The sequence below is a fragment of the Mycobacterium deserti genome, from assembly GCF_025345615.1.
GTDB lineage: Bacteria > Actinomycetota > Actinomycetes > Mycobacteriales > Mycobacteriaceae > Mycobacterium > Mycobacterium deserti.
In genome coordinates this window covers 74,983-86,661 of the sequence record NZ_JAODWD010000005.1, presented here as the reverse complement: position 1 = coordinate 86,661, position 11,679 = coordinate 74,983, and the positions used below count along the sequence as shown (strand labels likewise).

Here is an 11,679-nt window from a genome sequence, read left to right as displayed (position 1 = left end):
GGTCGCAGAATTCGCGTGGTGATGATGATCATCGTCACCATTGCCGTCAGCACGGGATGCGGCTGGCGCGGCCTCAACAGCCTGCCGATGCCAGGTACGGCGGGTGGTGGACCCGGTTCTTACTTGGTTCAGGCGCAACTACCAGACGTCGACAAGGTCGAGCCGAACTCACGAGTGCAGATCGGCGATGTCATTGTCGGCACCGTAACCAAGATCGAAAGGCAAGCCTGGCACGCCCTGGTGACCATGCGACTTGACGGCGATGTGCGCCTGCCCGAGAACGCCACCGCGAAGGTCGGTCAGACCAGCCTCCTAGGTACCCCACACATCCAACTTGCGGCACCACAAAGTATTCCGCCACAGGGATCGCTGCACGAGGGTTCACTGATTCCCTTGTCCTCCGGAGGGACGTACCCAACCGTCGAACACACCTTGGCCGCCGTATCCATGCTCCTCAATGGGGGAGGAATCGGACAAGTCCAGGACATCACTCGTGAGTTGTCGGTTGCGTTCGGGGGCCACGCGGATGTCATTCGGCACCTCATTGGACAGCTTGACCAGCTGATGGGCCGCCTCAACGATCAAACTGAGGACATCTTCGCCGCAACGACGAGTCTGAACAACCTCGCAAGCGAGTTCGCCCAACAAAAGCCGATCCTCGACAACGCCCTGCGCACCCTTCCTGACGCGCTCGCCGTCCTTCGCGAGGAGCGGACCAACCTCGTCGAGGCCCTCGCTCATCTCGGCAAGCTCAGTGCGCTGACTGCCAACTCCGTCGACCAAACAAAAGACGCACTCGTGCAGGAACTCAAAGACGTCGGACCCGTGCTCGAATCGCTGGCCAATGCCGGTCCAGCACTTACCCGGTCCCTGAGCATGCTCTCGACGTTTCCGTGGCCGAAGGAGACCATCCAAGACATCTTCCGCGGCGACTTCCTCAACGTCAGTCTCATTTTCGACCTGACCTTGAGCCGTCTCGATGCGGGATTCTTCACTGGCACGCGGTGGGAAGGGAACCTCACCGAACTGGAACTGCAATGGGGCCGAACCATTGGCCAGAAACCGAGCCCGGCCACCCAAGTCAATCCGCTGGTGGCTCCCTATCGCCTTGATCAAGGTCGGTGACCGATGACGACAAGACGCATCAAATTCCAACTCGCCGTATTGTTCATCGTGGCAGCGGTGGCCGGAACATACGTGACGCTCAACTACATTCGCCTGCCGCAGCTTCTTTTTGGTCTGGGCCAGTACACCGTCACCGTCCAACTGCCGCAATCCGCTGGGCTGTACGCAAACGGGAACGTCACATATCAAGGTGTCGAAGTTGGCCGTGTAGACAACGTGCACCTGACAAACCGCGGCGTTGATGCCGTACTCTCGCTCAATTCCGATGTGCCCATTCCGTCCGATGTTCAGGCGCAAGTCCGCAGCGTGTCCGCCGTGGGCGAACTCTACGTCGCGCTGCAGCCGCGCGCGGACGGCGGTGGCCCGCCGTTGAAGAACGGCGACATCATCACGGCCAGCGACACAGCTGTGCCCCCCGACATCAATATGCTGCTGGATGCCACCAATCGTGGACTGCAGGCGATCCCTCCTGACAACCTCAAGACTGTCGTTGACGAACTTGCTGCAGGTGTCGGAGGGCTGGGGCCCGAGCTGCAACGCATCGTCAACGGCTCGATCGCATTGGCCGCCGACGCAAACGCAAACCTCGAGTCGATGACCACTCTCATCGATAAGGCACCCGAAGTTATGCAATCGCAGGCGGATACCGCTGGCGCTATCCAGGCTTGGGCGGCGAATCTCGCCGACATCAGCACCCAGCTCAAGGATCGAGACGACGATCTCGGCAGCCTCATCGACGGAGCTGGACCAGCGGCCGCAGAGGCGAAACTGCTTTTCGATCGGTTGCAGCCCACCGTGCCGCTGCTGCTGGCTAACCTCGCCAGTGGGGGGCAGGTCGCACTGGCGTATCAGCCAGCGATCGAACAGATGCTTGTGTTGCTTCCACAGGCGACCTCGAGCGTCGCTGCATCGTTGGTTCCGAACCTGCACAACAAAAGCCCCTACGCCGGAACGTTCTTGGACTTCAACCTGAATATGAATCTCCCGCCACCCTGCACGACAGGATTCCTGCCGGCTCAGCAGCGGCGTACCCCCGCGCTGATCGACTACCCGGACCGTCCGGAGGGCGACCTCTACTGCCGAATCCCCCAGGACGCGTCCAACGACGTCCGCGGTGCACGCAACCTGCCTTGCCTTACGGTGCCCGGCAAGCGAGCACCAACCGTGAAGATGTGTGAGAGCGACGAGAATTACGTCCCACTCAACAACGGTGACAACTGGAAGGGTGATCCGAACGCCACCTTGTCAGGACAGGCGATTCCTCAGCTACGTCCTGAATCTGCACCACCGCCAGAGCCAGCTGCGCCACCACCCCCCGTTGCCTTCGCACCCTACGACCCTGCCACCGGTATGTACATCGGACCCGACGGCCAGACCTACGCGCAGACAGACCTGGCCCAGACAGACGTGAATAAGACATGGCAGGCGATGTTGCTGCCACCGAATTGATCTGTCAGTCTCATCTGAGACTCAGCGCTCCATGGCGATATTCGGGCTTCAAGGATTAGCGATCTCGAATTCGCAGCCTAAGGCCCACTTCCGGGCTGGTGATGAAGGGCGTAATGCTGCCGCAATAGGTCCTTGCCGTAGTCGTTTCCGTTTGGTGTGCGCACGATCGTATGAGTGTGGAACGGTTCAGCTTCGTCGTTGTCAAAGAATATGCCGCCGTGATTATCGTATTCGATCAGGATCACGGGGCTGTGGATCTTATAGTAGAACGCGCCGTCAGGATCGTCTCCACCGATCCAGGAGAACCAGGTCTCGTCCATCCAACGGTCGACCTCGGCGAGTTTCGCAGCGCGAGGTCCGTCCGGAAGTCTGTCCAGGTAGGGTTCAATGGCACCGCGCAGCCGGGAAAGCTGGGCAGCCGAGAGATCCTTCGCCGCCAGCCCGGAATACGGCATAAGCCTGTTGTCGTGTCCCGCGCCAGCCAGATGTCGACCCTCGACCAGCCCGCTCAACTCGTGAGGCAGGTCGCGGGCGAGTGTCGACGAATGTAACGTGGCCTCGGCGCGTTGTGAACTCGACAGACCCGAGAAGAACGCGAAACCGCCAGCCCTTTCGGCGGTCAACGTCTCGGTGCCGGCGTACAACCCGCTCTCAGCGAACCAAGGTTCGGCGCCCATGAAGGTCGGTGTTAACACCATTTGTCCGTGGACAAACACACAGTTGATGTCGAGATGGTGTCCCGAGATCTGCCACCCCCACGGGTCACTCGTGTGCGGTTTACCGAAGATCGTCAAAAAGTACATCCACTCAGTCAGCGTGTCTGCATAATCGTCAACCAGTTCCCCCAGGGTTCGGTTGAGGCGCATCACGTCTCGTGCCGTCCGAAACCCCGAATGACTCAGACTCGTTTCCAGCAATCGCATGGCCGCCTCGCGCGTTTTCTCCTCGACGTGCTGCAGACACACACCAGGCGGCTCCCACGTGGGAAACGCGTTCGACCACGTCCGCCATGAGGCCGAATCTAACGGGAGATTCGCCCTGCTTCGGATATTCCTAGGCAATCCGTTCAACAAGGCCGAAGCTGCAGCTGCAGCCGGGCTACAGTCAAATCCGTTGTTCTCCAGGATATAAAGTCCTGGAACGACGTCGCCATCAGCTGTGATTCCCTGCCACGGCTCTTCGGCGTTCTCCAGGACCGGCGGCATCGGATGATCGCCCAGTAACTCGCCTAGGGCGCGCAGATCGCCCGTCACGTCGAGAAGTCCGTTTCGGAGCGGAATCAGTCCTCGCTCGCGCGGCGAGAAATCATGAAACCTTCTACGGATAGCGGTCGAATCTGGCGGCGATTCCGGTTGATTCATCGCCGTCAGCTGCTCAACGATGTCGTCAACTGGAAGGACATCTCGAAGTCGTCAGGGCCGAGATGGCTCTCGATATGACCATCGGGACGGACCAAAACGCCGCGGTTCCTAGTCAACATCATTGTCTCTAACCACTCATGAGGTACATGCCAACGTTCGGAGACGCAGACGTGAATCATCGGGATACGCGGGTTGATGAGTTTCCATCGGTAATGCGGAGACCGTGTCAACAGCGTGAATCGCTGGTCGTCGAGGAGATCGAGTGACGAAATGCGGCCTCGGTCGGCGGTATCGATCCAGGCATGCGGCATGCGATCGCCGACCCGACCTGAGGGTTGATAAACCGATACCTGCGATTGCTGCGGACCATTCCCATAAGTGAAGCCGATCTGCATCGCCAGGCTGTTGAAATTGTCGAACATCCCGTCAACTGCCGCTTGTACTTCAGCCGGTGATGACTGATCGCTCAAAGCGGACACCGCCGGGATACCTTCGGCGTTCTTCAGACTTTGTTCGGCATTGCGCAGCGCTACCGGCCTGCGCTCAGCCTCATATGTGTCGAGCAGGTCTCGATCGGCCCATCCGTGGATCACCGCAGCGAGCTTCCAGGCGAGATTGTGGGCGTCTTGAATGCCGGTGTTCATTCCTAAACCTCCGGCGGGCGGAAAGCTATGGCAGGCATCGCCAACCAAGAATATTCGGTCACTGCGATAGCGTGTTGCCACGCGTCCGGCGAGGTTCCACGGAATTACGTGACGAACCTTGAGGTCTAGATCATCTTTGCCGATCGTTGAGCGCAGAAGATCGAGCACTTCCTCCGTCGTGGGCAGATGTTCTGGAGCGCTAAACGACAGATACACCCAAGTGTTGTCGATGTCGTAGGCGATGAAGATTCCCGGAATCGGCGCTCCGATCACCCAGTAGAACATCGCAGGCCGATCGACCACCAATGGACGAAGGTTCGCTTCGAAATGGATTGTCAGACAGCGGCTGACGTCTTCGGTTCCCTCCAACTCGATGCCAAGCGCCTTCCGCACAGTACTGCCCGCACCGTCTGCGCCCAATAGATATGACGCCCTGAGAAGGTAGGTTGACCCGTTGTCGGTCCTTACTCTTGAGACGACCCCGTTGGCCGATTGCTCTGCCGAAAGCCACTGGTGGCCGATGCGCAACTCGATGCAAGATTTCGTCCGGATCGCGTCGATGAGTATCTGTTCGAGGCGGGGCTGGGCGATGTTAATGCGCGGCAGTGGCGTATGAGTGTCGTCCTGCCGTTCGTATGGCGATCTGCCGATCTCATCTCCGGTCATCGTCGTTACGAACAACGCCCACCGATCGTCTTCTGGTGATGTTGCGGACGCCCGCATCCGCTCGACATCAAGTTCGGCCGCGCGGGCTATCTCCAGACTCCTGGGGTTGAGCACATGGGCCTTAGGCGCTCGAGGCTCGAGGGTGGTGCGCTCCAGCAGAACAGAACGAATCCCTTGACGTGCCAACAATAATGCCATCATCAGTCCGGTCGGCCCGGCTCCTACGATGACGACCGGTTCCGATGCCACCACGACGTTCCCTTTCCACACTCAACGGCAGTATTGAGGAATTCCGACCGGCTCGCGGGGATGTCAGTCGTGCATTCGGCGAATGACAGCATCCGCGGTTGCCGCATCAGCCATACGCAAAAGGTAATTCCATCCCGCTACGAGCTGGCTTTCTGGCCAACACTGTTCACGCTTAATCCGCGCCTCGGCCGCGTCGGAGTAGACGTCAATCGGGCCGGCCGCCATTGCGCGAAGCTGCAATGCGCAGGAACGTTCAAGCAGCACTGCGTGCATCACGGCCGCTGGTACCGATCGGCCAGCAGCGACGAGGCCGTGCTTCGGCATCAGCACCGCCGGGGACTCACCCAGGACTTGAGCCAAGGCCACCCCGAGTTCAGGGGTGTTGATCAAGCCCCCTGTGATGTCGAAGCGCGGGACGTCCGCACCGCCGAAGATGGCGGCATCATGCGAGATGGGCAGCAACGGGGTATTCAAAGCGGCGAATGCGATGGCCGCTTGGGCGTGTGTATGCGCGACACATTGCAGGTCGGAGTACATCCGAAAGAACTCGAGGTGAATGTGGCATTCCTTGTGCGGAGCTCCGCTGCCCACGAGTACTTCGCCATCGAAGGACACCAACTGAACTCGGTCACCGCGAGTTTCCTCCAAACCCCACCCAGGCGCCTTTATCCAGATACCCCGGCCGCGCCCGTCACGCACGGCGACGTGTCCCCAAACCATATCGCCTTGTCCGCTGACTGCGAGCGCGCGCGATGCCGATACCGTCTCCGCCGCTTCAGTATTCACTCCTCGACTACGATCATCCATCGGCGAGTCCCGCATCACCGGTCGCCCAACACCGAGCACGTAGGCGTCTGATATCCGTCAGGTCGGTGGGCACCAGCAGTTCGTACGCCATCAGCGAGTCGCCTGACGGGCCGTCGCGAAGCCACTGTGATGTGGGCGCTAGGACCGGTATTGGTGCTAGCGGACGCGACTCCGACCGGGACGCGTACGACATCGCCCGGCTCGAGTAGCAACGTGTCGCGTTGGGTGGTGAGGAGCCGACGACCGCTGATCTGAAACTGGATTTCCTCGGCATCTACGTGCCGCCCATAATCACACCCTGCGTGCGCCGCTGACCTGCTCAAGCGCATCATCATGTCGTCAGTCCGCCACCGAGTGGCGCCCCAGACTATTGCTGGCGCGGCCGAGCAAGAGTTCCTCTCGACCAAGGACCACTCTCGGTTCGGCGGTAAACGGGAAGGCGACGAGGTATCACGCACGATCACGGTTGCCTACTCGGATGACCCGGGAAGCGCGGTAACAGTCAGTGCTGCAACCGGACACGCCTGGGCTCCATCTATCGCACTAGTGCGAAGCCCTTCATCGATGCGATCGAGTTCCACGTGCACAGTTCCCTCCTCGTCAAGCGAGTAGATTTGGGGGGCCACTTGCTGACACAACCCGTGCCCCTCGCACAATGCGCGGTCGGCGATCACCCTGAATTCGGTCACTTTTCGACTCTGTCCACGGTCACCGGAATCGATTCCCAGCTCTGAACCACAGGGTTGTAACGGCGCTCAACGTGTCCTTGCAGGTGGAAACGTGACACCCTGGGGATGAGCGATTCGACGAGGGCCTGGACCTCCAACCGTGCCAACCCTTGACCGGCGCAGGCGTGGACGCCGTATCCGAACGCCAAATGATCGAACGGCCGACGCCTTGGATCGAAAACGTCGGGATTCGCGTAGTGGCGTGGGTCGCGATTAGCAGCGGCGAGATTGAGCATCACACGCGAGCCGTCCGGAATGCTGACGCCGTCAACCTCGACGTCACGGGTCGTCTCGCGAAAGAACCCGACCAATGGTGACTCCCATCGGAGCACCTCCTCGAAGAGTTCGCGCGCGAGAGCCGGCTCCTTACGCACCATTGTCCACACATCCGGCTCGACAGCGAAAAGCCGCAACAGTGAACCGATCGCGTTGACCGTCGTATCCATTCCCGCAGTGAGATAAGCGCCCAGTGTGCTCAGCGCACCCACCTCGGTCAAGGTACCCTCGGCAACCGAGTCCATAACTGCTTCCCCCCAGCTGCCAGGTGCAAATCGACGACCGCCGGAGGCAACCTCGCTCATCCACTCCATATACGCCTGGATCGCCGGGAGCCGTTCGGCTAATTCAGGCGTCTCCGGCCCGAAGGCGGTGAACATGGCGTCGGCTCCGGGATGGAGGCGCTCGCGGCCCTCGGTGGGCAACCCGATGAGGTCAGCGACGACATTGATCGGGAAGACTCGGGCCAAGTCCTCAACCGCGTCGAATTCCGTGCGACGCAACAGTTCGTCGACCAGGTCGTCTGCCTTGCCCCGGATGTCATCGCTAAGTGTCTTCAACGCACGGGGAGCGAGCTTCTCGGATAGTACGGAGCGCAGACCGTCATGTTCGGGCGGATCTGTGGCCAGTACCGACCCGGCGAGAGACTGGTTGAACCAGTCCATCAGGCCGACCCCTTTGGCGGACGTGTAGGTCTGCCAGTCCATAGATGCAGCCCTGACGTCGTCGTAGCGCGCCAGCAACCAGAAGTCGTTATGAGTCATGTAAACGGCGCCGGCGAGTTCGCGTAACTCAGCCAGCACCGGGTATGGGTTGTCGACCTGCTCGCGAGAGAAGAGGTCGACGTCCGATTCGAAACGCCGCAGGTGTGTTGTCGACCCTGACATCGTTCAGACTCCCATCTGGCCCCATTGTCGCGAAGCGCTGCCCCGCTCGCGCGTGTTTCGACCGTACAGCGATGTCCTGATATAGGCAATTAGATCCCTGAATAACAGGACGCAATTGAGTGCGATCGTTCGCACTTTGCGATTGGTCGGCGGCGGCGGGCTGCGCGATTACCGGGTGACAGTCGCTGTCGCCTGACACCCACCCCCGACTGTGGATCGGCCAAGGTTTCACCATCTCTGGCGGGCCGGCTGCACACATCTGTCTTCTCCCAGAGCTGTGTCGAGATGTGGGCGGCAGCCGCCTCAACGGCTTCGTAATCGGTTCGATTGAGGGCGCGTTACTCGGGCAGCCAACGCTGCAGCGCTGACCGCAGCAATAACGCTTCGGCAGGAATTGCAGATGGGCGCCGCCCCTACCAACATATGCTCATCGAGTTCGCCTGCGACACAGCTAGGCCATCATTACGGCTCTGAGCGAAGCTGGCCTGCAACACTGCTGAGTCAGTGAGCGTTCGACTTCTGAAGCGCTCGAACGGAGTCGCGTTGAGTACGGGAGCGACTTCATTCTAGGGAGCCCATGCCGGCAGTACCTGGCGGCAGCTCCCGCATTGACGGGTAGTACGTGCCCCCAGTTCGAACGACAAACGCACAGAGTGCGCGGTCTCGACGAGGTCTATGCAGGCCACGAATCGCCCCAACCGACGCGTCAAGCACCGTCCGGTTTACGTCGCCGGCGACCGCACGCACCGCGGGAGGCAAACCGCGGATAGATTCCAGCATGCGCACTTGAGCCACTCGGAAGATCCGCGGCCCGCGGCAAATCCGCCGATGCGTTCCCCATGAATCCCGCCTGAGCGTGACACTGCAGTGCCGGTAACCCCGTTGAGGCGGGATCGGTAACCCGTACCAATCGCGCATCGCACCACGTGCGATGCGGATCATCCTATTAGTTAGGACGTTGAGAGTGTATATCAGGAATGCTAATGTCTACTACCTCTGAAGGAGAACACGTGAAAATCACCCATTTTGGTCACGCCTGCGTGCTTGTCGAAACCAACGCGAGCAGGTTGCTCATCGACCCCGGCAGCATGAGTGAGCCACAGCGGTCCAGTGGCGACATCGACGCGATCTTGTTCACTCACAGCCACATCGATCACCTTCACCTGCCCACCGTTCAAGAGCTCATTCACACGAGGATGCCGCGGACGATCGTTGCCGACACCGACTCGGACCGGGTGCTAGCTGATGCCGACATCACCAATGTGACGGTGGCCGACGACGCCGCGGGGGTAAAGCTGGATGTCGCCGGTGTCGACGTTGTTGCCACGAAGGTTCCTCACGCCACCATTCACTGCGAGCTGCCACACCCCGTCAACAACACCTACCTTTTCGATGGTCGACTGCTTCACCCTGGCGACGCGTTCTGGTATCCGTCCCAGGCGGTAGACGTCCTACTCCTACCCATCGGCGGCCCGTGGATGAAACTCGCAGAAGCTGTCGATTACCTGCGATTGGTCGCGCCGAAGGTCGTAATACCCATCCACCAAGGCGGACTCGCCAAGCCGCACCGCGATTTGCACTCCGACATCCTGAGCAAGCTCAGTCCAGCCGGCACTGAGTTTCTTCCTCTGGCAAGCGGCGAATCGGTGTCGCTGTAGTGATGACCTGCATAGCAGGAGCCCTTCTCTGGATTGGACTGGGTCAGTAGAGTGCGACCGGCGCATGAGTTTCCCGGGCATCACACGAATACGAGGAGGGGTATGAGATCCGCCGCCTCGGAGCTGAGTTGCCACGTCGCCGCGACCTACCGCTCCAACACATCGATCACTCAGTCACAACGCCGACAGGAGTCACCCCCGTTGACCCCGGCGGAACGACGGTTCACTTCCACAGCGCAGCGAAGCGTCAAAAACTCAGCAGACTTAAGCCGGCAGGCGGCGACGAAGTAGCTCGCCCTCTTGGCTGCGTCAGCCGTTCCTAGAGTGGCATGCTGATCGGTTCTAACGTGAGTCACCCGATGCCGCCTATCGATGCGATCCCAACTGTCGTGAAAGTCGGCGATTTCATTGCCGCCCAAATCAACGCGATTGGTGGGAATAGGACGCGGCCACTACTACGGTCCTCGTAGTAGCCGCGCGGTCTCTTCGCTAAGAGTGCTCTGGTATCAGCAGTACCTTCCCGATGTGTTGCTGACTTTCGACGAATTCGTGGGCGTCGGCAGCCTCATTCAATGGGAATGCGCGAGCAATCACCGGGTCAATCTTTCCATCACTTAGTAGATCGACGCAGCGCCGCTGATCATCGCGGGTGGCCCCCCGCACACCGACTATGTCAAGTTCACCAAACACCAGCGCCTGCGCATTCGTGGACAACGCCGACCCGGTCTCGGTGAGCGGTGCCCCGAGGATGGCGATCTTGCCTCCTAAGCGTGTGCAGGCTGATGCCAGCGCCAAGAACGAAGATCCGCCAACAGAGTCCCAGACCGCGTCGGCCCCCAGACCGCCGGTCAGCGCCCTGATCTCGTCCGGTGCCTCCGCTCCTGCCGAGTCGACGATGTGATCGAACCCGGCGTTAATTAAGGCCGCACGGCGCGCAGGTTTGGTAGTCGTCCCAATAACGGTTGCCCCACACAACCGCGCGATCTGGGCAGCCGCAGTTGCCAAACCACCACTGGCTCCGGTGATGACCACTGTGTCCCCGACACCGACAGGTGCGCGACGGCGGGCACAATTCATCGGGGTGGTGTAAGACCAGAGAGTGGCAGCCGCTTTCTCGAAACTAACACCATCGGGAATACCCAAGATCGCATCCTCGGGACGGGTGATGAGTTGTGCGTAGCCACCGAATATTTGATGACCGGGATAGGCGGTGTTAATGCACAGGTTGTCGGCTCCGCGAGAGCACATCGGGCAACCCCCGCAAGCCGGGTGGGGCATCTGGACGACTCTTTGGCCCACGGACCACTTCTCAACTGCGGCACCGACCGCGACGACCTCGCCGGCGGCATCGCGGCCCAATTGGAACGGCAGAGGCCAGCCCGGACGGCCCGGTAACGGCGGCGGCAGCATGCCTTTGCGATATCGCAAGTCCCACATATTGACCGCCGTCGCCCGCACCCGAATCAAGACATCGTGGTCACCGACGTCCGGTTCCGGCACCTCTACGTACCTCAACACAGACGGACCTCCATGCTCAAACAGTCGCACAGCTTTCATACGGCATCTCCTGTCCTCATCTGTGTTCGATAGTTAGAGGCGATCTGGCAGCTCATAGTTCGAGTGCTCGCAGGTTGACCAAAACGCCGACGACGCACCGCGATTCCGACCTTCTTCGGACCAAGCACCGACCTCAAAGTTCTTGCGGCCAACAAGATTGTGTGTGAGGCTGGGTAGTCGGAACCATCGCTTCACAACGTCGAGGTCGTTGGTCTCGTGCGCACGATTGATGGCAATGAGATGGATTGGTTTCCCGTGGAAGCCGGCCGCAT

At 60.3% G+C, this 11,679-nt stretch carries 9 protein-coding genes; 3 read left to right on the top strand and 6 right to left on the bottom strand.

Annotated elements, in window-relative coordinates; translation table 11 throughout:
* Positions 1-21 precede the first annotated feature (21 nt).
* Positions 22-1,125 carry an MCE family protein gene (locus N4S67_RS20220; RefSeq protein WP_313959978.1) on the top strand — a complete coding sequence of 368 codons (1,104 nt, stop codon included), beginning with the start codon at positions 22-24 and terminating at the stop codon, positions 1,123-1,125.
* A gap of 3 nt (positions 1,126-1,128) precedes the next feature.
* The gene (locus N4S67_RS20215; protein WP_260994812.1) at positions 1,129-2,574 is read left to right on the top strand and encodes an MCE family protein; all 1,446 of its coding nucleotides are present in this window, start codon (positions 1,129-1,131) and stop codon (positions 2,572-2,574) included.
* A 77-nt stretch (positions 2,575-2,651) separates the two neighbouring features.
* Here the strand turns inward: N4S67_RS20215 and N4S67_RS20210 are convergent, their stop codons facing one another.
* From N4S67_RS20210 to N4S67_RS20195, 5 genes are all read right to left on the bottom strand, one after another.
* Complete coding sequence (locus N4S67_RS20210; RefSeq protein ID WP_260994811.1) at positions 2,652-3,935, bottom strand: DUF3500 domain-containing protein; 1,284 nt, start codon at positions 3,933-3,935, stop codon at positions 2,652-2,654.
* A gap of 5 nt (positions 3,936-3,940) precedes the next feature.
* Positions 3,941-5,494 (bottom strand): FAD-dependent monooxygenase, encoded by a 1,554-nt coding sequence (locus N4S67_RS20205; protein WP_260994810.1) that lies wholly within the window; start codon positions 5,492-5,494, stop codon positions 3,941-3,943.
* 63 nt (positions 5,495-5,557) lie between these two features.
* Entirely contained in the window at positions 5,558-6,214 is a 657-nt protein-coding gene (locus N4S67_RS20200; RefSeq protein WP_390893480.1) for a class II aldolase/adducin family protein, read from the bottom strand.
* A gap of 557 nt (positions 6,215-6,771) precedes the next feature.
* Positions 6,772-6,975 (bottom strand): ferredoxin, encoded by a 204-nt coding sequence (locus N4S67_RS28070; RefSeq protein WP_390893479.1) that lies wholly within the window; start codon positions 6,973-6,975, stop codon positions 6,772-6,774.
* An 11-nt stretch (positions 6,976-6,986) separates the two neighbouring features.
* Positions 6,987-8,192, bottom strand: a complete 1,206-nt coding sequence (locus N4S67_RS20195) for a cytochrome P450 (protein ID WP_260994808.1) — start codon at positions 8,190-8,192, stop codon at positions 6,987-6,989.
* Between the two features lie 1,010 nt (positions 8,193-9,202).
* Between N4S67_RS20195 and N4S67_RS20190 the strand changes: the two genes are divergently transcribed.
* The gene (locus N4S67_RS20190) at positions 9,203-9,850 is read left to right on the top strand and encodes an MBL fold metallo-hydrolase (RefSeq protein WP_260994807.1); all 648 of its coding nucleotides are present in this window, start codon (positions 9,203-9,205) and stop codon (positions 9,848-9,850) included.
* A gap of 489 nt (positions 9,851-10,339) precedes the next feature.
* Here the strand turns inward: N4S67_RS20190 and N4S67_RS20185 are convergent, their stop codons facing one another.
* Positions 10,340-11,350, bottom strand: a complete 1,011-nt coding sequence (locus N4S67_RS20185) for a quinone oxidoreductase family protein (protein ID WP_260994806.1) — start codon at positions 11,348-11,350, stop codon at positions 10,340-10,342.
* Between the last annotated feature and the right edge of the window lie 329 nt (positions 11,351-11,679).